This window comes from Streptomyces sp. RK9 (assembly GCF_045070545.1).
Classification (GTDB): Bacteria; Actinomycetota; Actinomycetes; order Streptomycetales; family Streptomycetaceae; genus Streptomyces; species Streptomyces alboflavus.
The window spans coordinates 1,216,466-1,241,712 of the sequence record NZ_CP173703.1 but is presented as its reverse complement, the minus strand read 5'-3'; the positions used below and the strand labels follow the sequence as shown (position 1 = coordinate 1,241,712).

2 protein-coding genes are annotated in these 25,247 nt (G+C 74.7%); both read left to right on the top strand.

Translation table 11 applies throughout. The features are described from left to right. Positions 1-110: 110 nt before the first annotated feature. The gene (locus AB6L24_RS04975) at positions 111-9,917 is read left to right on the top strand and encodes a type I polyketide synthase (RefSeq protein WP_405652503.1); all 9,807 of its coding nucleotides are present in this window, start codon (positions 111-113) and stop codon (positions 9,915-9,917) included. 174 nt (positions 9,918-10,091) lie between these two features. Continuing rightward, positions 10,092-25,220 (top strand): type I polyketide synthase, encoded by a 15,129-nt coding sequence (locus AB6L24_RS04970; RefSeq protein ID WP_405652501.1) that lies wholly within the window; start codon positions 10,092-10,094, stop codon positions 25,218-25,220. Positions 25,221-25,247 lie beyond the last annotated feature (27 nt).

Here is a 25,247-nt window from a genome sequence, read left to right as displayed (position 1 = left end):
ATTCCCAGAAATTCCTCAAGGGGTCCATAGGGGGAGGGTAGGGGTTGTTGCCCCTGCCCTCCCGCCGATGTGATGGGGTCGGCCCTCTGCGTTGAAGGAGTCGCACCGAAATGGCGAACGAGCAGAAACTCCGCGAGTACCTCAAGCGAGTTACCGCGGATCTGCATCAGACCCGGCAGCGTCTACAGGACGCCGAGTCGGTGAGCCGGGAGCCCATCGCCATCGTCGCGATGAGCTGCCGCTACCCCGGCGGCGTGAGCGGCCCGGAAGACCTCTGGCAGCTCGTCGCCGAGGGCGGGGACGCGATCTCCCCCTTCCCCGACGACCGGGGCTGGGACGCGGACCTCCACGACCCCGACCCGACCCGCGCGGGCAAGAGCTACGCCCGCGAGGGCGGATTCCTGCACGACGCCGCCGAGTTCGACCCCGCCTTCTTCGGCATCTCGCCGCGCGAGGCCCTCGCCATCGACCCGCAGCAGCGCCTCCTCCTGGAATCCACCTGGGAGGCCTTCGAGCGCGCCGGCGTCGACCCGCTGTCCGTGCGCGGCTCGAAGACCGGTGTCTTCGTCGGCGTCATGTACGGCGACTACGGCAACCGCATCCTCAGCAGCCCCGAGGGCCTCGAGGAGTTCGAGGGCTACCTCGGCAACGGCAGCGCGGGCAGCATCGCCTCAGGGCGCGTCTCCTACACCTTCGGCCTCGAAGGCCCCGCCGTCACCATCGACACCGCCTGCTCCTCCTCCCTGGTCGCCCTGCACCTCGCCGCCCAGGCCCTGCGCCAGGGCGAGTGCAGCATGGCGCTCGCCGGCGGTGTGACGGTCATGTCGACCCCGGACACCTTCGTCGAGTTCAGCCGCCAGCGCGGCCTCGCCGCCGACGGCCGCTGCAAGGCCTTCGCGGAGGCCGCCGACGGCACGGGCTGGGGCGAGGGCGTCGGACTGCTTCTCCTGGAGCGGCTTTCCGACGCCCGCCGCAACGGCCACAAGGTCCTCGCCGTCGTCCGCGGCACCGCCGTCAACCAGGACGGCGCGAGCAGCGGACTCACCGCCCCCAACGGCCCCGCCCAGCAGCGCGTCATCCGCGCGGCCCTGGCGAACGCGGGCCTCACGGCGGGCGACGTCGACGCGGTCGAGGCGCACGGCACGGGCACCACCCTCGGCGACCCCATCGAGGCCCAGGCGCTCCTCGCCACCTACGGCCAGGACCGCCCCGAAGCCACCACCGGCGGCACCGCGCCCCTGTGGCTCGGCTCGGTCAAGTCGAACCTCGGCCACACCCAGGCCGCCGCCGGTGTCGCGGGCGTCATCAAGATGGTCATGGCCATGCGGCACGAGACCCTGCCCCGCACCCTCCACGTGGACAGCCCGAACTCGCACGTCGACTGGTCGGCGGGCGCCGTCGAACTGTTGACGGAGGCCCGGGAGTGGGCCGAGCGGGACGGCGGCGCACCGCGTCGCGCGGGCGTGTCGTCGTTCGGCGTGAGCGGGACCAACGCGCATGTGATCGTGGAGCAGGCGTCGGCGGAGGAGCCTGCTGAGGCGTCCGAGCCGTCCGGGGCGTCCGGGGCGGGCGCCGGGGTGCCGTTCACGGCCGGGGTGCCGTGGGTGGTGTCGGGCCGCAGTCCGGAGGCGTTGCGGGCGCAGGCCGAGCGGCTGCGGGAGCACGTCGCCGGGCATGCGGACGTCGAGCCCGCCGATGTGGGCTGGTCGCTGCTCTCGGGCCGCGCCCTGCACGAGCACCGTGCGGTTGTCTTCGGGCGGGAGCGGGACGAGTTTCTGACCGGTCTTGGCACGGTCGCCTCCGGTGGTCCGGGGGTCGTGACCGGCGCGGTCGTCGAGGGGCGCCTCGGTGTCGTGTTCACCGGGCAGGGCAGTCAGCGGGTCGGTATGGGGCGTGAGCTGTACGAGACGTTCCCCGCCTTCGCCACGGCCCTGGATGAGGTGTGTGCGCACCTGGACGGGCACCTGGAGCGGCCGCTCAAGGACGTCATGTTCGGCACGGACGCCGAGCTGTTGGAGCGGACGGGGTACGCGCAGCCCGCCCTGTTCGCTGTCGAGGTGGCGCTGTTCCGGCTGGCGGAGTCCTTCGGCGTGCGGCCGGAGATCGTCGGCGGGCACTCCATCGGCGAGCTGACGGCTGCGTACGTCGCGGGGCTGTGGTCGTTGGAGGATGCTGCCCAACTGGTTGCCGCGCGCGGCCGGTTGATGCAGGCGCTGCCCGAGGGCGGGGCCATGCTGGCGGTGCAGGCCGCCGAGGCCGACGTGCTTCCGCTCCTGGTCGGCCTGGAGGACCGCGCCGGTGTGGCGGCGGTGAACGGGCCCGCCCAGGTGGTGCTTTCCGGTGACCGTACGGTCCTGGAGGGCCTGGAGGAGACTCTGCGTGGCGAGGGCCGCAAGGTCCGCTGGCTCAAGGTCTCCCACGCCTTCCACTCACCCCTCATGGACCCGGCGCTCGACGACTTCCGCAAGGTCGCGCAGGGGCTGTCGTACGAGACGCCGAAGCTGCCCGTGGTCTCGAACGTCACCGGTGAACTGGCGGGCGCGGACCAGCTCAAGGACCCGGAGTACTGGGTCCGGCACATCCGTGAGGCCGTCCGCTTCCACGACGGCCTGACCGCCCTGACCGGCTTCGGCGCGACCACTCTGCTCGAACTCGGCCCCGACGCCGTCCTGACGGCCATGGCGCACGACACCGTCACCGACCCGGCGGCCCAGGCGGGCCTCGTCGCGACCCTCCGCAAGGACCGCCCCGAACCCGACACCTTCCTCACCGCCCTCGCGCACCTGCACGTGCGCGGCACCACCGTCGACTGGTCCCGCTTCTTCGAGCCCGTCGCGTCCCGTGCCCGCGTCGACCTGCCCACGTACGCCTTCCAGCACCAGCACCTCTGGCTCAACCCCCTGGAGCAGGCCCCGAGCGCCGCCGGGGACGGGTTCGACCCGGCGGACGCGAGCTTCTGGAAGGCCGTGGAGGACGAGGACCTCGCGGCCCTGACGGGCGCCCTGGACGTGGACGAGGAGGCGCCGCTGCGGTCCGTGCTGCCCGCCCTGACGGCCTGGCGGCGGCAGCGGCACGAGCAGTCCGAACTGGATCGCTGGCAGTACCGCGTCACGTGGAAGCCCCTCGCCAAGCAGGCGCGGGCCGGGCTCACGGGCACCTGGCTGGTCGTCGCCCGCGCCGGTGCGACGGACGAGCCGTGGCTCGACGCCTCCGTGCGCGCCCTGGAGCAGGCCGGGGCCCGGGCGCGTGTCCTGCGGGTGGACCCGCAGGACGCCGACCGCGACACGCTGCGGGCGCAGGTCACCGACGCCCTCGCGGACCACGGCGACGACGCCGGGAACGGCACGGCCGTGACGGGAGTCCTCTCCCTCCTGGCGTGCGCACCGGTCGACGCCCTTCCGACCCTCGCGCTCGTGCAGGCCCTCGGCGACGCCGAGGTGTCCGCGCCGCTGTGGGTGGCGACGCGGGGCGCGGTCTCCGTCGGCGCCTCGGACTCCGTGGCCGACGCCGACGGCGCCGCCGTGTGGGGCCTGGGCCGGGTCGTCGCCCTCGAACACCCCGAGCGCTGGGGCGGTCTGGTCGACCTGCCCGAGAACGCCGACACGCGCGCCGTGTCGCGGCTCACCCAGGTCCTCGGGGCCTCCTCGGGCGAGGACCAGGTGGCGGTGCGCGGCTCGGGTGTGTTCGTGCGCAGGCTGACGCGCGCGGGCTCCGCTGACGCGGCGCTCGGCGATGCGTCGGCGGGGCAGTGGTCCCCCGGCGGCGGCACCGTGTTGATCACGGGTGGTACGGGTGCGCTGGGTGGTCATGTGGCGCGGTGGGCGGTGCGTGCGGGTGCCGGTCATGTGGTGCTGACGAGCCGTCGTGGGCCCGACGCTCCGGGTGCGCCGGAACTGCGTACGGAATTGGAGGGGTTGGGCGTACGGGTGACGGTCGCCGCGTGTGACGCGGCGGACCGGGAGGCGTTGGCGCGGGTTCTGGAGGAGATTCCGGGCGATGCGCCGTTGACGGGTGTGTTCCACACGGCGGGTGTCCTGGACGACGGTGTCCTCGACGGCCTCACGGCGGACCGGATGGCCTCCGTGTTCCGCGCCAAGGTGGACGCGGCCCGGAACCTGGACGAGCTGACCCGCGACGCCGACCTGTCGGCCTTCGTCCTCTTCTCCTCCCTCACCGGAACTGTGGGCGCGCCCGGCCAGGGCAACTACGCCGCGGCGAACGCCTTCCTGGACGCCCTCGCCGAACAGCGCCGCGCCGCCGGACTGCCCGCCCTCTCGCTCGCGTGGGGCCCGTGGGCCGGGAGCGGCATGGCCGCCGACGACGGCTCCGACGAGCGGATGCGCCAGGCGGGGCTGCCCGTCATGGACCCGGCGCGTGCCGTCGAGGTGCTGCGCCGGGCGCTGGACGACCACGCCCGAGGACCCCGAGGACACGGCACCGCCGCCCTCGTCGTCGCCGACATCGTCTGGAACCGGTTCGCCGACGGCTTCACGGCCACCCGGCACAGCACCCTCTTCGACGACCTGCCGGAGACGGCGGCCGCCCGCACGGAGCGGCCCGCAGGTCCCGGTGGCGGTGAAGTCGCCTCCCTCAAGGACCAGTTGGCGGCCCTGCCGCGCCAGGACGCCGAGCGGACCCTGCTCGACCTGGTGCGGAACCAGGCCGCCACCGTGCTCGGACACGGCGGTACGGAGGCGGTGCCCGGCGACAGCGTGTTCAAGGGGCTCGGGTTCGACTCGCTCACCTCGGTGGAGTTCCGCAACCGCCTCGGCGCCGCGACCGGCCTCACCCTGCCGGCCACCCTCGTCTTCGACCACCCCTCGCCGCGGTCCGTCGCCGACTACCTCGCCGGCCTCCTCCTCACCGGAGCCAACGCCGACGCCGCCGCTTCCGCCGCGGTCGCGACCACCGGCCCTGTCGACGACGAGCCCATCGCCATCGTGTCGATGAGCTGCCGCTTCCCCGGCGGTGTGCGCGACCCGGAAGACCTGTGGCGGCTCGTCGCCGACGGCGTCGACGCCCTCGGCGAGTTCCCCGCCGACCGTGGCTGGGACACCGGGTCGCTGTACGACCCCGACCCGGTGACGCCCGGCTCCACCTACGCCCGGCAGGGCGGATTCCTGCCGGACGCGGGCGGGTTCGACGCGGACTTCTTCGGGATCTCGCCGCGTGAGGCCCTCGCCATGGACCCCCAGCAGCGGCTCCTCCTGGAGACCGCGTGGGAACTGTTCGAGCGCGCCGGGATCGCGCCGCCCAGCCTGCACGGCAGCCGCACCGGCGTGTTCGCGGGCACCAACGGCCAGGACTACCTCGACCTCCTGAAGGACGCGCCGGAAGGCGCCGAGGGGTACATCGGCACGGGCAACGCGGCCAGCGTCGTCTCCGGCCGCCTCTCCTACGCCTTCGGCTTCGAGGGCCCCGCCATGACCGTCGACACCGCGTGCTCCTCCGCCCTCGTCGCGCTGCACCTCGCCGCGCAGGCGCTGCGGCAGGGCGAGTGCGACATGGCGCTCGCCGGTGGCGTCACGGTGATGTCCACGCCCAGCGCGTTCATCGAGTTCAGCCGTCAGCGCGGCCTCGCCGCCGACGGCCGCTGCAAGGCGTTCGCGGAGGCGGCGGACGGCACGGGCTGGGGTGAGGGCGTCGGCCTGCTGCTCCTGGAGCGCCTGTCCGACGCGCGCCGCAACGGTCACCAGGTCCTCGCCGTGGTGCGGGGCTCGGCCGTCAATCAGGACGGCGCGAGCAACGGTCTGACGGCGCCGAACGGCCCCTCGCAGCAGCGCGTGATCCGCGCGGCCCTCGCCAACGCCCGCCTCACCCCCGCCGATGTCGACGCCGTCGAGGCGCACGGCACGGGTACGACGCTGGGCGACCCCATCGAAGCGCAGGCACTCCTTGCCACGTACGGCCAGGACCGCGCCGCCGAGCAGCCCCTGTGGCTGGGCTCGGTGAAGTCCAACATCGGGCACACGCAGGCCGCCGCCGGTGTCGCGGGCGTCATCAAGATGGTGATGGCCATGCGCCACGGGGTGCTGCCCCGGACGCTGCACGTGGACGAGCCGAGCACGCATGTGGACTGGTCGGCGGGTTCGGTCGAGCTGTTGACGGAGTCCCGGGAGTGGGCCGAGCGGGACGGTGGCGCGCCGCGTCGGGCCGCGGTCTCGTCGTTCGGCGTCAGCGGGACGAACGCCCATGTGATCGTGGAGCAGGCGCCGTCGGCGGAGCCTGTCGCGCCCGCCGCCGAGGTCGCTCCGGCGACGGCCGTGCCGTGGCTGGTGTCGGCCCGCAGCGCGGAGGCCCTGCGCGCGCAGGCCGGGCGGCTCGCCGAGCACCTCACCGGCCGTGCCGGGACGGAGCCCGCCGACGTGGCCTGGTCGCTCTTCTCGGGCCGCGCCCTGCACGAGCACCGGGCCGTCGTACTCGGCCACGGCCAGGAAGAACTCCTGGCCGGGCTGAACGCCGTCGCCTCGGCCGGACCCGGTGCCCTGATGGGCTCCGTCACGGACGGCCGCCTCGGCGTCGTCTTCACGGGGCAGGGCAGCCAGCGCATCGGCATGGGCCGTGAGTTGTACGAAGCGTTCCCCGTCTTCGCGGATGCGCTGGATGAGGTGTGTGCGCACCTGGACGTGCATCTGGAGCGGCCGCTGAAGGACGTCATGTTCGGCACGGACGCCGAGCTGTTGGAGCGGACGGGGTACGCGCAGCCCGCGCTGTTCGCCGTCGAGGTCGCGCTGTTCCGCCTCGCCGAGTCCTTCGGGGTGCGCCCCGAGATCGTCGGCGGCCACTCCATCGGCGAGCTGACGGCCGCGTACATCGCAGGGCTGTGGCCGCTGGAGGATGCCGCCCAACTGGTCGCCGCACGTGGCCGGTTGATGCAGGCGCTTCCTGAGGGTGGGGCCATGCTGGCGGTGCAGGCCGCCGAGGCGGAGGTGCTGCCGCTGCTTGTCGGTCTGGAGGACCGTGCGGGCGTGGCGGCGGTGAACGGGCCCGCCCAGGTGGTGCTTTCCGGTGACCGTACGGTCCTGGAGGGCCTGGAGGAGACTCTGCGTGGCGAGGGCCGCAAGGTCCGCTGGCTCACGGTCTCGCACGCCTTCCACTCGCCGCTGATGGACCCGGCCCTTGACGACTTCCGCAAGGTCGCCGAGGGGTTGACATACCAGACCCCGAAGCTGCCCGTCGTCTCCAACGTCACGGGGGAGCTGGCGGAGTCCGCCCAGCTCGCGGACCCGGAGTACTGGGTCCGGCACATCCGTGAGGCCGTCCGTTTCCACGACGGCCTGACGGCCCTCACCGGCTTCGGTGTCTCGACGTACCTTGAGTTGGGCCCGGACTCGGTGCTCACGGCGATGGCGCACGACACGATCACCGACCCGGCCGCCCAGGCAGGACTCGTCGCGGCCGTCCGCAAGGACCGCCCCGAACCCGACACCTTCCTCACCGCCCTCGCCCACCTCCACGTGCGCGGCATCGACGTCGACTGGGCACCCCTGTACGGCCCCGCCGCGTCCCGCGCCCGCGTCGACCTGCCCACGTACGCCTTCCAGCACCGGACCTACTGGCCGGAGCCGAGGAACGCGGGTGCGTCGGCCGAGGACCGGAGCGGTGGCGTGGACGCCGAGTTCTGGGAGGTCGTGCGGCGCGAGGACCTGGAAGGTCTGGCGGAGACGCTGGAGCTGGACCAGGAGGCCTCGCTCAAGTCCGTCCTGCCCGCGCTCGCGACCTGGCGACGGCGGCAGCAGGAACAGCACGAGGTGGAGGCCCTGCGCTACCGGGTCACCTGGAAGCCGCTGTCCGGCGACCGGGCGGCGGGCGCCGGTCCTGCGTTCGGCGGGACCTGGGCGCTGGTCGTACCGGCCGGTGCGGTCGGGCACCCCTGGAGCGCGGCCGCCGAAGAGGCGCTCGCCGCCGCGGGTGCGCACGTCCGGCGCGTCGTCGTGGGCGACGAAGCCGTCGACCGTACGGCGATGGCGCGGCTTCTCCGGGAGTCCGGTGAGGGTACGGCGGCCTCCGACGGCGGTGGCTCCGCCGTGGTGGGTGTGCTGTCGCTGCTCGCCCTGGACGAGCGGCCGTACGGTCACGCGGCATCCGGCGACGACAGCGCGAACGACCAGCCGGGGCCCGACGCCCCCGCCCTGACGTGGGGCATGGCCGCGACCCTCGCGCTCACGCAGGCCGTCGTCGACACCGAGGTCGGCGGCAGGCTGTGGATCGCGACGTCCGGCGCCGTGTCCGTCGGCGACGCCGATCCCGTACGCAGCGTCACGCAGGCGCAGGCGTGGGGATTCGGCCGGGTCGTGGGCCTCGAGCACCCGGACGTGTGGGGCGGCCTCATCGACCTCGCGGAGGCCACGGGCCGCACCGGCACCACGGGCGCCGAGGAGACGGCGGACGCCACCGTCCCCGCCCGCACCCGCGACCTCCTCACCACCCTCCTCACCCGCACCACCGCCCCCGGCTTCACCGAGGACCAACTCGCCGTCCGCCCCGCGGGCGTGCACGTGCGCCGCCTCGCGCGGGCACCCCGGAGCACCGCACCGGCCGCCCCCTGGCGGCCGCGCGGCACCGTCCTCGTCACCGGCGGCACCGGCGCCCTCGGCGCGCACGTCGCACGCTGGTGCGCGGGCGGCGGCGCCCAGCACCTCGTCCTCACCAGCAGGCGCGGCCCGGACGCGCCCGGAGCCGCCGAACTCCGCGCCGAACTGGAGGACCTGGGCGCCAAGGTCACCGTCGCCGCCTGCGACGTGGCCGACCGCGACGCCCTCGCCCGGCTCCTCGCCGACATCCCCGCCGACGCGCCGCTCAGCGCCGTCGTGCACGCGGCGGGCCTCGGCCAGGACCTGATGATCGACGAGACAGGCCCCGAGGACTTCGCGGAGATCGTCGCCGCGAAGACCGCGGGCGCGGCGCACCTGGACGACCTGCTCGGCGACACGCCGCTCGACGCCTTCGTGCTGTTCTCGTCCATCGCCGGAGTGTGGGGCAGCGGCGGCCAGGCCGCGTACGCCGCCGCCAACGCCTTCCTCGACGGCCTCGCCGAGCGCCGCCGGGCCCAGGGGCGGGCCGTGACGTCGGTGGCGTGGGGCCCGTGGGGCGGTTCGGGCATGGCGGGCGACGACGCCGCCGCCGCGCACCTGCGCAAGCGCGGGCTTCCCGTCATGCGGCCCGAGTCGGCGATCGCGGCCCTGCGGCACGCGCTCGACCGGCGCGACCCGCTCGTCACCGTCGCCGACGTCGACTGGGAACGGTTCGCCCCGGCCTTCACCGTGCGGCGGCCCAGCCCGCTGCTCGACGACCTGCCGGAGGCCCGCCGCGCCCTCGACACCGCGTCCGGCGCCCCGGGAGCGGCCGCCTCCGACGGAGCCGCCGACGCGGCGGCCGCCCTGCGCGACCAGCTGGTCGGCGCGACGCCCGCCGAGCGCGAGCGGACCGTCCTGAAGCTGGTGCGCACGGAAGTCGCCGCCGTGCTCGGCCACACCGGCACGGAGGCCGTCCGGGAGGACCGCGCGTTCAAGGACTTCGGCTTCGACTCCCTGACCGCCGTGGAACTGCGCACCCGCCTGAACGCCGCGACCGGCCTGAGCCTGCCCAGCACCCTCGTCTTCGACCACCCGACCCCCGGCGATCTTGCCCTGGAGCTCCTCGCCGAACTCCTGCCCGACGCCGGCGCCCCGGGTGCCGCCGATGACGACGGGAGCGGGGCCGACGACCCGGCCGACGCCGAGGCCCGCCGGGCCCTGGCGGCCGTCCCGATCGCCCGCATCCGCGAGGCGGGCCTCCTGGACGCCCTCCTGAGCCTGGCGGCCGCGGACACGGGAACGGGCACGGCACCGGCCGCCGACGACGACGCGGACGACGCGATCGACGCGATGGACGTGGCCAACCTGATCCAGCTGGCCTTGGACAACAGTGATTCCTGACCCAGTACGAGACACAGCCCGCGCCCCGGCACCCGGCGCCGCCCGAGCGGCGGCGCGGTACCGGGCGCGGGGCGCGGCGCAGGACGCGGCACGAGCCGCCGAACGACACACAGTGCGAGCCGCGGCGCGAGCCCACGCAGCACGAACGGACGCAGCACGGATGTGGAGCCGGACATGACGAGGCCTTCGGACACGGTCGTTGAAGCGCTGCGCGCGTCTCTGAAGGAGACCGAGCGGCTGCGACGGCAGAACCAGCAGCTCGCGGCGGCCGCCAGGGAGCCGATCGCGATCGTCGGCATGAGCTGCCGCTTCCCCGGCGGTGTGCGCGGTCCCGAGGACCTGTGGCGGCTCGTCGCCGACGGCGCCGACGCCATCGGCGAACTCCCCGAAGGACGCGGTTGGGACGTCGAGTCCCTCTACGACCCCGACCCCGACAAGCAGGGCACCTTCTACGCCCGGCACGGCGGCTTCCTGCACGACGCGGGCGCCTTCGACCCGGCCTTCTTCGGCATCTCGCCCCGCGAGGCGCTCGCCATGGACCCCCAGCAGCGGCTCCTCCTGGAGACCGCCTGGGAGGCCTTCGAGCGCGCGGGCATCGACCCGGCGACCCTGCGCGGCACCCGCGCGGGCGTGTTCGTCGGCTCCGGCTACCAGGGCTACGGCGAGGGCGTCCGCAACGCCCCCGAAGGCGTCGAGGGCCACCTCCTCACCGGCAACACCACCAGCGTCATGTCCGGCCGCCTCTCCTACGTCCTCGGCCTCCAGGGCCCGGCGGTCACCGTGGACACGGCCTGCTCGTCGTCCCTGGTCGCGCTGCACCTGGCCGCGCAGGCGATCCGTCAGGGCGAGTGCACCATGGCCCTCGCGGGCGGCGTGACCGTCATGTCGTCGCCCGAGACCTTCGTGGAGTTCAGCCGTCAGCGCGGCCTCGCCGCCGACGGCCGCTGCAAGGCGTTCGCCGACGCGGCCGACGGCACGGGCTGGGGCGAGGGCGTGGGCATGCTCCTCGTCGAGCGCCTGTCCGACGCCCGCCGCAACGGCCACAAGGTCCTCGCCGTCGTCCGCGGTTCCGCCGTCAACCAGGACGGCGCGAGCAACGGCCTGACCGCTCCGAACGGCCCCTCCCAGCGTCGCGTCATCCGCGCCGCCCTCGCCAACGCGGGGCTCGCGGCGGCCGACGTCGACGCCGTGGAGGCGCACGGCACGGGCACCACCCTCGGCGACCCCATCGAGGCCCAGGCGCTCCTCGCCACGTACGGCAAGGAGCACTCCGAGGAACAGCCCCTGTGGCTCGGCTCGTTGAAGTCGAACATCGGCCACACCCAGGCCGCCGCCGGTGTCGCCGGCGTCATCAAGATGGTCATGGCGCTGCGCGCGGGCGTCCTGCCCAAGACCCTGCACGTGGACGCCCCGACCTCCGAGGTCGACTGGTCGGCGGGCACGGTCGAACTCCTCACCGAGTCCCGCGCGTGGCCCGAGCGGGAGCCCGGGCTGCCCCGGCGCGCGGGCGTCTCCTCCTTCGGCATGAGCGGTACGAACGCGCACGTCATCGTGGAGCAGGCGCCGGGTGACGAGGTGGAGTCCGGCGAGGCCGGGGAGGCTGCCACGCCTTCCGCCTCCCCCGTGGTGTCGGGTGTCGTCCCGGTGGCACTGTCGGCGAAGTCGCCGGAGGCGCTGCGGGCGCAGGCCGGGCAGGTGCGGGACCTTCTGCTCGCGTCCGAAGGCCTTGAACCGGGCGATGTGGCCTGGTCGTTGGCGGTCGCGCGGTCCCGGTTCGAGCACCGGGGCGTCGTCCTCGGCGGCGATCGGGACGAGGTCCTTGCCGGGCTTGAGGCGCTGGCTCAGGGCGACGCGACGGCCGCGCGGGTGGTCACCGGCCGGGCGTTGGGCGCCAAGGGCAAGGTGCGTCCGGTGTTCGTGTTCCCGGGGCAGGGGTCGCAGTGGGCCGGGATGGCTCGTGAGCTGTTGGACTCCAGTCCGGTGTTCGCGGAGCGGATGCGGGAGTGCGGTGAGGCTCTTTCGGAGTTCGTCGGGTGGGATCTGCTCGATGAGTTGAGTGGGGACAACTTCGACCGGGTGGATGTGGTCCAGCCGGTGTTGTTCGCGGTGATGGTGTCGCTGGCGGAGACCTGGCAGGCGGCGGGTGTGAAGCCTGCGGCCGTGGTCGGGCACAGTCAGGGCGAGATCGCGGCTGCTTGCGTGGCGGGTGCGCTGTCGTTGCGGGATGCCGCCCGTGTGGTGGCGCTGCGGAGCCTGGCCATTCGTGAGCTGTCGGGCAAGGGCGGGATGGTGTCCGTGCCGTTGCCCGAGGCGGAGGTGCGTGAGCTGATTTCCGCGTGGGACGGTCGGATCGAGCTGGCTGCCGTCAACGGCCCGGCCCAGGTGGTCGTCTCTGGTGAGCCGGAGGCGCTGGAAGAGCTGGTCGCGCAGTGCGTCGCGCAGGACATCCGTGCGCGGACGATCCCGGTGGACTACGCCTCGCATTCCTCGTACGTGGAGCAGATCGAGGTGCAGATAGCCGAGGCCCTGGCGGACGTGTCTCCCCAGGCGGCTGAGGTTCCTCTGTTCTCGACGCTGACGGGGGAGTGGCTGGACGCCAACTCCCCGATGGATGCCGGGTATTGGTACCGCAACCTGCGCCAGACGGTCCTCTTCGAGCACGCCACCCGAGGCCTCCTCGCCGACGGCCACAGCCTGTTCCTGGAGGTGAGCCCCCACCCCGTCCTGACCGTCCCGGTGCAGGCCACCATCGACGCCACCGAAAGCCCCGCGGCCACCCTCGGCTCCCTCCGCCGTGACGAAGGCGGCGCCGACCGCCTGGCCGCCTCCCTCGCCGAGGCCCACGCCCACGGCGCGGAGCTGGACTGGAACGCCCTCTTCCCCGGCACCCGCACCCCCGTCGACCTCCCCACGTACCCCTTCCAGCACCAGCACTACTGGCTGCACGCGGACCTCACGGCGGGCGATGTCACCGCTGCGGGGCTCGGTGACACGCGGCACCCGTTGCTGGGGGCCGCGGTGCCGCTGGCGGGCGGGGGCGGGCATCTGCTCACGGGGCGGCTCTCGCTGCGCACGCACCCGTGGCTGGCCGATCACGCCGTGGCGGGTGTCGTGCTGCTGCCCGCGACGGCGTTCGTGGAGCTGGCGACGCGCGCGGGCGACCAGGTGGGCTGCGACCTGGTCGAAGAGCTGACCATGGAGTCGCCGCTGGTCGTCCCGGAGACGGGCGGCGTACAACTGCAGCTGACCGTGGGAGACGCCGACGCCTCCGGGCGGCGGTCGCTCAGCTTCCACTCCCGGCCGGAGACCGGCGCGGACACGGACGGCGTGGAACCGGAGCCGTGGACCCGGCACGCCACCGGCGTCCTCGCCGTCGGCGGCGCGGCCACCGAGGCCGCCGGGTTCGACCTCGCGCAGTGGCCGCCGCACGGCGCCGACGCGGTCGCGATCGACGGCCTGTACGAGGAGTTCGCCGCGGCGGACGTCCACTACGGCCCGGCGTTCCAGGGGCTGCGTGGAGTCTGGCGGCGCGGCGACGAGGTGTTCGCCGAGGTGAGCGTCCCCGACGAACGGCGTGACGAGGCCGGACGGTTCGGCCTGCACCCCGTGCTTCTCGACGCCGCGCTCCAGGCGGCACATCTCGCGCAGGACCCCGCCGACGCGGACGAGGGCGGCGCGCCCCGGCTGCCGTTCTCGTGGAGCGACGTGGCGCTGTACGCCGACGGGGCGAAGTCCCTGCGCGTACGCCTCTCCCGCTCGGGCAGCGGCGGCGACACCGTCTCCGTGCTGCTCGCCGACGACTCCGGCGCCCCGGTCGCACGCGTCGGCGCGCTGGTGTCCCGGGCCGTCGACGTCCGGCAGGGCCTCGCCGCCCGCCGGACCCGGGCGGCCCACCTGTACCGCGTCGACTGGGTGCGGCCGGCCGCCGTCGACCCGGCCCGCGCGGAAGCCGCCACGGCCGCCCCCTGGGCCGTGCTCGGCGCGGACGGCACCGACGCCGCCGAGGTGGCCCGCCTCCTGGGCGCGGACGGCGTCGACGTCACCGCGTACCCGGCACTCGCCGACCTCACCGCGGCGGTCGCCGCGGGCACCGCGCCCGTGCCCGGCGTCGTCGTCGCGGCCGGAGCCACAGCGGCCGCCGCAGACACCACCACCGTCGGCGCCACGGCCGCAGCCGTCTTCGGCACCCCGGCCGACGCCGACCCCGACGCCGCATCCGTGCACGCCGCCGCCCGCGACGCCCTCGCCCTCGTCCAGGAGTGGCTGACCGCGGCCGACGGCGACGCCTTCGCCGACGCGCGCCTCGTCGTCCTGACGCGCGGCGCCGCCGCCGTCACCGACGACGAGCCGCTGCCCGGCGTCGCGCACTCCGCCGTCCTCGGCCTGCTGCGTTCGGCGCAGTCCGAGGAGCCGGGCCGGTTCGTGCTCGCCGACGTGGACGGCACCCCCGAGTCGCTGCGCGCGCTGCCCGCCGCGTACGCGCAGGGCGAGCCCGAGTGCGTGATCCGCGCCGGAGCCGTACTCGTCCCCCGCCTCACCCGTGACCTCGCCGAGCGAACGTCCGATGCGACGGGCCCGGTGACCCGGACAGTATCTGTCCTGAACCCGGACGGCACCGCTCTGGTAACCGGCGCCCCCGGCGGCCTCGGCGGACTCGTCGCCCGGCACCTCGTCGCCGCGCACGGCATCCGGCACCTGCTGTTCCTCGGCCGCCGCGGCCCCGACGCGCCGGGCGCGGCCGAACTCGCCGCGGACATCGAGGAGTCCGGCGCCACCATCGATGTCGTCGCCTGCGACGCCGCCGACCGGGACGCCCTCACCGACGCCCTGGCCCGGGTCCCCGCCGAGCGCCCCCTCACCGCGGTCGTGCACACCGCGGGCGTCTTCGACGACGGCATCACCTCCTCGCTCACCGCCGGCCAACTGGACCGCGTCCTGCGACCCAAGGTCGACGCGGCCCTCAACCTGCGCGCCCTCACCCGGGACGCCGACCTCGCCGCGCTCGTCCTGTTCTCCTCCGTCGCGGGCGTACTCGGCGGCGCCGGACAGGGCAACTACGCGGCGGGCAACACCTTCCTCGACGCCTACGCGCGCCACCTGCGCGGCCAGGGCGTGCCCGCCACCTCCCTCGCCTGGGGCCTGTGGGCCGAACGCGGCGGCATGGCCGGGCAGATCACCGCCGACGACCTCGACCGGATGACCCGCTCCGGCGTCGCACCGCTCAGCACCGAACAGGGCCTCGGCCTGCTCGACACCGCACTCGGCCTGGGCGCCGCCGCCCTCGTCCCCGTGCACCTCGACACCGCGGCCCTGCGCACCGCGCACGGCCGGAACCTGCCGCCGCTGCTCAGCGGCCTCGTGCAGGGCACCGCCCGGCGCGCCGCCGCGGGCCAGGACACGTCCGGCGGCGACGCCCCCGCGCTCGTACGACGTCTGCGCGGGCTGCCCGACGGCGAGCGGGAGCGGGCGCTCCTCGACCACGTGCGCGGCCAGGCCGCAGCCGTCCTCGGCTACGCCTCCGGCGACCAGGTCGACACCGAGCGGGCCTTCCGCGACCTGGGCTTCGACTCCCTGACCGCCGTCGAACTGCGCAACCGCCTCAACGAGGCGACCGGCCTGCGCCTGCCCGCCACCCTCGTCTTCGACTACGCGAGCCCCCTCGCCCTGGCCCGTCATCTCAAGTCCGAACTGACGGGCGCCGACACGGACGCCCCGGCGGCCTCGGCCGCGGAGGTCGCGGCGGTCACCGACGAGCCCATCGCCATCGTCGCGATGAGCTGCCGCTTCCCCGGCGGCGTCGCCAGCCCCGAGGACCTGTGGCGGCTCGTCGGCGAGGGCGCCGACGCCACCTCCGGGCTGCCCGAGGGCCGCGGCTGGGACACCGCGTCCCTCTACGACCCCGACCCCGACCGCCAGGGCACCACGTACTCGCGCGGCGGCGGCTTCCTGCACGACGCCGGCGAGTTCGACGCCGTGTTCTTCGGCATCTCGCCGCGCGAGGCCCTGGCCATGGACCCGCAGCAGCGGCTCCTCCTGGAGACGTCCTGGGAGGCGTTCGAGCGCGCCGGGATCGACCCGGCCACGCTGCGCGGCAGCGCGGGCGGCGTCTTCGTCGGTGCCTCCTCGCAGGGGTACGGCGAGAGCGTGCGCGTCATTCCCGACGGCCTCGAAGGCCACCTGATGACCGGCAACTCCACCAGCGTCATCTCCGGCCGCATCTCGTACTCCTTCGGCCTGGAGGGCCCGGCCGTCACCGTCGACACGGCCTGCTCCTCCTCCCTCGTCGCGCTGCACCTGGCCGCGCAGTCCCTGCGGCAGGGCGAGTGCGACCTCGCCCTCGCGGGCGGCGCCACCGTCATGGCCAACGCCGACACGCTCGTCGCCTTCAGCCGTCAGCGCGGCCTCGCCGCCGACGGCCGCTGCAAGCCCTTCGCCGAGGGCGCGGACGGCTTCGGCGTCGGCGAGGGCGTCGGCATGCTCGTCCTGGAGCGCCTGTCCGACGCCCGCCGCAACGGCCACCAGGTCCTGGCCGTCGTCCGCGGTTCGGCGATCAACCAGGACGGCGCCAGCAACGGCCTGACCGCCCCCAACGGCCCGTCCCAGCAGCGCGTCATCCGCGCTGCCCTCACCGGCGCCGGACTCACCGGCGCCGACGTCGACGCCGTCGAGGCCCACGGCACCGGCACCTCACTGGGCGACCCCATCGAGGCCCAGGCCCTCATCGCGACGTACGGCAAGGACCGCCCCGACGACCAGGAGCCCCTGTGGCTGGGCTCCGTCAAGTCCAACATCGGGCACGCCCAGGCCGCCGCGGGCGTCGCGGGCGTCATGAAGATGGTCATGGCGATGCGGCACGGCATCCTGCCGAGGACGCTGCACGCCGAGGCGCCGACGACCGAGGTCGACTGGTCCGCGGGGACCGTCGAGCTGTTGACCGAGGCGCGCGAATGGACCGCGCGGGAGGTGGGACGGCCGCGCCGCGCGGGCGTCTCCTCCTTCGGCATGAGCGGCACCAACGCGCACGTGATCGTGGAGCAGGCACCGGTGGAGGAACGACTGCCCGCCGACCCCGGCGACGGCCCCGTCACGACCGGCACGCCGTCGGTCGTCCCGGGCCTGATCCCGCTGGCCCTGTCGGCGAAGAGCGAAGGCGCCCTGCGGGCGCAGGCGGAACGGCTGCGCGGACGGCTCCTCGCCGACGCCACCATCGGCTCGACCGACGACGGCATCGGCCTGACCGACGTCGGCTGGTCCCTGACCGTCGCCCGGTCGCGGTTCGAGCACCGGGGCGTCGTCCTCGGCCGGGACCGGGACGAGCTCATCGCCGGACTCGCCGAGCTGGCCCAGGGCGACGCGACCGCCGCGCATGTCGTGGCGGGGCGGGCGCAGGGCGGCGCGGAGCGTGCCGTGTTCGTGTTCCCGGGGCAGGGGTCGCAGTGGGCCGGGATGGCTCGTGAGCTGTTGGACTCCAGTCCGGTGTTCGCGGAGCGGATGCGGGAGTGCGGTGACGCGCTCGCGGAGTTCGTGGACTGGAACCTCTTCGACGAGCTGAGCGGGGACCACTTCGACCGGGTGGACGTGGTCCAGCCGGTGTTGTTCGCGGTGATGGTGTCGCTGGCGGCTACCTGGCAGGCGGCGGGTGTGCGGCCTGCGGCTGTCGTCGGGCACAGTCAGGGTGAGATCGCCGCCGCGTGTGTCGCGGGTGCGCTGTCGCTGCGGGACGCGGCTCGCGTCGTGGCCCTGCGGAGCCTGGCCATTCGTGAGCTGTCGGGCAAGGGCGGGATGGTGTCCGTACCGCTGCCGGAGCAGGAAGTGCGGGAACTGATCTCGGCTTGGGATGGCCGGATCGAGCTTGCCGCTGTGAACGGCCCTGCTCAGGTGGTGGTTTCCGGTGAGCCGGAGGCGCTGGAGGCCCTGGTCGCGCAGTGCGTCGCGCAGGACATCCGTGCGCGGACGATCCCGGTGGACTACGCCTCGCACTCCTCGTACGTGGAGCAGATCGAGGTGCAGATAGCCGAGGCCCTGGCCGGGGTGGACCCGCAGGCGGCCGAGGTTCCTCTGTTCTCGACGCTGACGGGGGAGTGGCTGGACGCCAACACCCCGATGGACGCCGGGTATTGGTACCGCAACCTGCGCCAGACCGTCCTGTTCGAGCACGCCACCCGCGGCCTCCTCGCCGAGGGCCACGGCCTGTTCCTGGAGATGAGCCCTCACCCGGTCCTGACCGTCCCGGTCCAGGCCACCATCGACGCCGCCGGGCGCGAGGAGACCGCCGCGGCCCTGGGCTCCCTGCGCCGCGACGAGGGCGGCGCCGACCGTTTCGCCGCGTCGCTCGCCGAAGCGCACGTGCGGGGCGCGGAGTTGGACTGGAAGGTGCTCTTCCCGGGTGCCGGAACCGTCGTCGACCTGCCGACCTACGCCTTCCAGCGGCAGCACTACTGGCTGACGGACGACGGGGTGCCCGACGGCACGCCGCTGTCCGCCGTGGCCGACGTGGAGGCGAAGTTCTGGGAGGCCGTGGAGCGCGAGGATCTGGCGGAGCTGGCGGCCGAGCTGGAGATGGCGGACGAGAACGCCGCCGAGCTGGGCGCCATCCTGCCCGTCCTGTCGTCGTGGCGGCGGCAACGGCGCGAGCGGTCCACCCTGGACGGGTGGCGCTACCGCGTCACCTGGAAGCCCCTGGCCAGTGGCGCCCTGTCGGCCTCCGGGCTCTCCGGACGCTGGCTCGTCGTACAGTCGCGGGGCAGTGAGCTGCACCCGTGGGCGGCAGGTGTGCGCGACGCGCTGGCGCTCGCCGGTGCCGAGGTCGTGGAACTCGATCCGACCGCAGCGGAGTTGACGCGCGAGACGCTGGCCGAGCGGCTGCGGGACACCGTCGGGGTGGACCTCGCCGGTGTGGTGTCGCTGCTCGGGTTCGACGAGTCCCCGCAGGACGGGCGCGAGGCCGTGTCCGTCGGGCTCGCCGGCACCGTCGCCCTCGCGCAGGCCCTCGGCGACGCCGGGATCGGCGCGCGGATGTGGGCGGTGACCAGCGGAGCCGTCACCACCGGCCGCGGGGACCGGGACGTGAGCCCGGTCGCGGCGCAGCTGTGGGGCCTCGGCCGGGTCGTGGCCCTGGAGCACCCGGACCGCTGGGGCGGTCTCATCGACCTGCCGCAGGCGTTCGGCACGCGGTCCGCCGCGCGGTTCGCCGCGATCGTGGCGGGCGCGGGCGACGAGGACCAGCTCGCGGTGCGCGACACGGGCGTCTTCGTACGCCGCTTCGCGCACGCACCCCTGGAGACGGCCCCGGGCGCCGACACGGAGCCGGAGTGGTCGCCGCGCGGCACCGCGCTGGTCACCGGCGGCACGGGGGCGATCGGCGGGCACGTCGCACGCTGGCTGGCCCGGGAAGGCGTCGAGCACCTGGTGCTCACCAGCCGTCGCGGCCCGGACGCCCCCGGCGCCGACGAACTCCGGTCGGAACTGGAGGAGTTGGGCGCCGAAGTCACCGTCGCCGCCTGCGACATCGCCGACTGGGACGCCGTGTCGGGGCTCCTCGACGACCTGGCCGCCCAGGGCCGCACCCTGCGCTCCGTGTTCCACGCCGCGGGCGTCGGCCAGGAGCAGCCCCTGGCGGAGACGACCACCGCCGACATCGCCGACGTCCTGGAGGCGAAGGTCGCGGGCGCCGCCCACCTGGACGCCCTCCTCGACACCGGCGCCCTCGACGCCTTCGTGCTGTTCTCGTCCAACGCGGGCGTGTGGGGCAGCGGCAGCCAGGGTGCCTACGCCGCCGCCAACGCCCACCTCGACGCCCTCGCCGAGGCCCGGCGCGCCCGCGGCCTCACCGCGACCTCCGTGGCGTGGGGCCTGTGGGGCGGCGGCAGCGGCATGGCCGGCGAGGACGCCGAAGAAGCCCTGCGCCGACTCGGCGTGACGGCGATGGCACCCGAGCGCGCGGTCGCGGCGCTCGCCGAGGCCGTCGCGTACGACGAGACGTTCGTGGCCGTCGCCGACGTGGACTGGGAGCGGTTCGCGCCCGCCTTCACGTCGGTGCGCCCGAGCCCCTTCATCGGGGACCTGCCGGAGGCGCGGCGCGCGCTCACCGGACCCGAGACGCCGACCGCGCCCGGCGCGCCGACGCCCGCGACCGGCTCCGAGTGGGCCCAGCGGCTCGCCGCCCTGCCCGCCGCCGAGCAGGAGCGGTCGGCCCTCGACCTGGTCCGCGCCCAGGCCGCAGCCGTCCTCGGCTACCCGGGCCCGGAGGCCGTCGAACCGGGGCGTGCGTTCCGCGAGTTGGGCTTCGACTCGCTCACGGCCGTCGAGGTGCGCAACCGCCTCGCCGCCGCGACCGGCCTGAAGCTCCCCACCACCCTCGTCTTCGACCACCCCAACGCCCACATCCTCGCCGCCCACCTCCTCCGCGAGGTCGTCGGCGACAGCGAGCCGGACGGCACGGCGGCCACGGCGGCCGCCCTCGCGCCCGCCGACGACCCGATCGTCATCGTGTCGATGAGCTGCCGCTACCCCGGCGGCGCCACCAGCCCGGACGCCCTGTGGCGCCTGGTCTCCGACGGCACCGACGCCATCTCCGTCTTCCCCGCCGACCGCGGCTGGGAGAACTCCGGCGCGGCCGCGTACAAGGCCGAGGGCGGCTTCCTCTACGACGCCGCCGAGTTCGACGCCGCGTTCTTCGGTATCTCCCCGCGCGAGGCCCTGTCGATCGACCCCCAGCAGCGCCTCCTCCTGGAGTCCTCCTGGGAGCTGTTCGAGCGCGCGGGCATCGCTCCCACCTCCGTGCGGGGCGACCAGACCGGCGTCTTCATCGGCTCCGGCTACCAGGGATACGGCGACGGCGTGGAGCCCCCGGAGGGCGTCGAGGGCTACCTCCTCACCGGCAACGCCGGAGCAGTCGTCTCCGGCCGCCTGTCGTACGCGTTCGGCCTGGAGGGCCCGGCGGTCACCGTCGACACCGCCTGCTCGTCCTCCCTCGTCGCCCTGCACCTGGCCGCGCAGGCGCTGCGCCAGGGCGAGTGCGACATGGCGCTGGCGGGCGGCGTGACCGTCATGTCGACACCCACCGCCTTCGACGAGTTCAGCAAGCAGCAGGGCCTCGCCGCCGACGGCCGCTGCAAGCCGTTCGCCGAGGCGGCGGACGGCACCGGCTGGGGCGAGGGCGTGGGCCTGCTGCTTCTGGAGCGCCTGTCCGACGCGCGCCGCAACGGCCACGACGTCCTCGCCGTCATGCGGGGCTCGGCCGTCAACCAGGACGGCGCGTCCAACGGCCTGACCGCCCCCAACGGCCCGTCCCAGCAGCGCGTGATCCGCGCCGCCCTCGCCAACGCGGGCCTCACGGCCGGTGAGGTCGACGCCGTCGAGGCGCACGGCACGGGCACGACGCTGGGCGACCCGATCGAGGCCCAGGCGCTCCTCGCCACCTACGGCCAGGACCGTCCCGCCGAGCAGCCCCTGTGGCTCGGCTCCATCAAGTCCAACATCGGCCACACGCAGGCCGCTTCGGGCGTCGCCGGAGTCATCAAGATGGTCATGGCGATGCGCGAAGGCATCCTGCCCCGCACGCTGCACGTGGACGAGCGCAGCTCCCACGTCGACTGGGAGACCGGGTCGGTCGAGCTCCTGACGGAAGCCCGTGAGTGGAGTGAGCGGGACGGTGGCGTGCCGCGTCGCGCGGGCGTGTCGTCGTTCGGTGTGAGCGGGACGAACGCCCACGTGATCGTGGAGCAGGCGCCGTCGGCGGAGTCCGTCGAGGTGGCCGAGCAGGTGCTCGACGCGCCGCTGACGACAGTCGTGCCGTGGGTCGTGTCGGGCCGCAGCGCCGAGGCGTTGCGAGCACAGGCCGAGCGGCTGCGGGACCACGTCGCCGGGCGCGAGGGCCTTGAGTCTGTGGGCGTGGGCTGGTCGCTGCTGTCCGGTCGGGCCGCGCTCGAGCACCGGGCCGTCGTGCTCGGTGAGGGGCGCGAGGAGTTCCTGGCCGGGCTCGGGGCGATTGCCGCCGGTGGTCCGGGTGTTGTGGCCGGGGCGGTGGTCGAGGGTCGTCTCGGGGTTGTGTTCACGGGTCAGGGCAGTCAGCGGGTCGGGATGGGGCGTGAGCTGTACGAGGCGTTCCCGGTGTTCGCGGATGCGCTGGACGAGGTGTGTGGCCACCTGGACGGGCTGCTGGAACGCCCGCTCAAGGACGTCATGTTCGGCACGGACGCCGAGCTGTTGGAGCGGACCGAGTACGCGCAGCCCGCGCTGTTCGCCGTCGAGGTGGCGCTGTTCCGGCTGGCGGAGTCCTTCGGCGTGCGGCCGGAGGTCGTCGGCGGTCACTCCATCGGTGAGTTGACGGCCGCGTACGTCGCGGGACTTTGGTCGTTGGAGGATGCCGCTCAACTGGTCGCCGCGCGCGGCCGGTTGATGCAGTCCCTGCCTGAGGGCGGGGCCATGCTCGCGGTGCAGGCCGCCGAAGCGGACGTGCTGCCGCTGCTTGAAGGACTCTCGGAGAGCGTGGGCGTGGCCGCCGTGAACGGTCCGTCGCAGGTGGTGCTCTCCGGTGAGCGTTCCGCCTTGGAGGGCCTGGAGGAGAAGCTGCGCGGTGAGGGCCGCAAGGTCCGCTGGCTCAAGGTCTCCCACGCCTTCCACTCACCCCTCATGGACCCGGCCCTTGACGACTTCCGCAAGGTCGCGCAGGGGCTGGCGTACCAGGACCTGAAGCTGCCCGTCGTCTCCAACGTCACCGGTGAACTGGCGGAAACCGACCAGCTCAAGGACCCCGAGTACTGGGTCCGGCACATCCGCGAGGCCGTCCGTTTCCACGACGGCCTGACCGCCCTCACCGGCTCCGGTGTCTCGACGCTCCTCGAACTGGGCCCGGACTCGGTGCTCACGGCGATGGCGCACGACACGATCACCGACCCGGCCGCCCAGGCAGGACTCGTCGCGGCCCTCCGCAAGGACCGCCCCGAACCCGACACCTTCCTCACCGCCCTCGCGCACCTGCACGTACGCGGCGCCGACGTCGACTGGACGCCGCTGTACGCGCGGGCCGAGGCCCGACGCCGCGTCGAGCTGCCCACGTACGCCTTCCAGCGCGAGCGCTACTGGCTGGAGGCGGCCCCGACGACCGGGGCCCGTGGCACCGGGGTCGGCGTCGACGAGGTCGAGGCGCGCTTCTGGGAAGCCGTGGAGCGGGAGGACCTGGAGTCGCTGAGCGCCGAACTGGGCGCGGAGGGCGAGACCAGCGGCGTGGCCGCGCTGGGAGAGGTGCTTCCGGTGCTCTCGTCGTGGCGGCGGCAGCGGCGCGAGATGTCCGCGCTCGACGCCTGGCGCTACCGCGTCTCGTGGCAGCCGCTGGGGCAGGCCTCCGGGCCGCGCCTCGACGGCGTGTGGCTGCTCGTCGTGCCGGACCTCGGCGCTGACGCCGCCTGGACGGCGGCCGTCGAGGACACGCTCGGCGGGCACGGAGCCGACGTACGGACCGTCGTCGTCGACACCGAAGGGGCCGCCGACCGTGCGGAGTTCGCCGAGCGGCTGCGCAAGGAAGCGGATGCCGCGGGCGGTCGACTCGCCGGTGTGCTCTCGCTGTTGGCCGTCGACGAGTCGGAACATGCGGTACGTGGCGGGGTGAGCCGCGGCCTCGCCGCGACCCTCACCCTGGTGCAGGCCCTGCACGCCGCCGACCTGGACGCGCCGCTCTGGCTCGGCAGCCGGGCCGCGCACGGCGTGAGCGCCACCGACCCGCTGACCGGTCACGCGCAGGCCTCCCTGTGGGGCCTCGGGCGTGTCGTGGCCGTGGAGTACCCGAAGCTGTGGGGCGGCCTCGTCGACCTGCCCGAGGCGGCCGACGCGCGGGAGCTCGCCGGGCTCGCCGGCGCCCTCGGCGGCACCTTCGCCGGTGAGGACCAGCTGGCCGTGCGCGGCAGCGGCGTGTTCGCGCGCCGCCTCGTGCGCGGGCAGACCGGGGACGCCCCCGACGGGCGGCCCGCGTGGACACCGCACGGCACCGCGCTCGTCACCGGCGGCACCGGAGCCGTCGGCGGCCACATCGCGCGCTGGCTCGCCGCCCACGGCGCCCAGCACCTCGTCCTCACCAGCAGGCGCGGCCCCGACGCGCCCGGAGCCGCCGAACTCCGCGCCGAACTGGAGGAGTCGGGCGCCGAGGTCACCGTCGTCGCCTGCGACGCCGCCGACCAGGACGCCCTCGCCCGCGTCCTGGCCGACATCCCCGCGCACGCGCCGCTCACCTCGGTGTTCCACACCGCGGGCGTCCTCGACGACGGCGTCATCGACGGGATGGACGCACAGCGCCTCGCCACCGTCTTCCGGGCGAAGGTGCGGTCCGCGCTGCACCTGCACGAGCTGACCGCCGGGCTCGACCTGTCGGCGTTCGTGCTCTTCTCCTCCTTCGCCGCCCTCTCCGGCGGCACCGGACAAGGCGGGTACGCCGCGGCCAACGCGACCCTCGACGCCCTCGCCGAGCACCGCAGGGCGCACGGCCTCCCGGCGACCTCCATCGCCTGGGGCGCCTGGGCCGGCGGCGGCATGGCCACCGACACGGTGGCCGCCGAACGGCTGCGGGGCGGCGCCGTGCCGCCCATGGAGCCCCGCCTCGCCGTCGCCGCGCTGCGCCGGGCCCTCGGCCACGACGAAGCCGCCGCGGTGATCGCCGACGTCGACTGGGACCAGTACCTCGCGGGCGGCCCGGGCATCGCCCCGAACCCGCTCTTCGCCGACCTGCCCGAGGCCCGCGCGCTGCGCGACCGCACGGCCGGACCCGGCGGCGACGGCGCCGAAAGCACCGGAACGGACCTCGCCCGGCAGCTCGCCGCGCTGTCCGGGCCGGAGCGCGACCGGTTCCTGGAGGACCTGGTACGCACCCACGCGGCCGCCGTCCTCGGCTACCGCGGCCCCGAGCAGGTCGAACCCGCCCGCGCCTTCCGCGAGCTGGGCTTCGACTCCCTCACCGCCGTCGAACTGCGCAACGCGCTCGGCACCGCCACCGGCCTGCCCCTGCCCACCACCCTCGTCTTCGACCACCCCACCCCCGTCGCGCTCGCCGGCTACCTCAAGGCCGAACTGCGCACCGACGGGGCCGACCCGGCGGCTCTCCTGACCCAGCTCGACACCCTGGAGCTGGGCCTCGCCGAGAGCACGCCGTCGGACACCGAGCTCGCCACCATCGCCGAACGCCTCCGGGTGCTGCTCGACCGGTGCACCCCCGGCCAGGACGGCGAGGAGGACGCCGAGGTCGCCAGCGAGCTGGAGTCCGCGACGGACGACGAGATGTTCGACTTCATCAGCAAGGAGTTCGGGATCTCATGACGTGCCGCCCGCGCCCGGGCCCGTAGG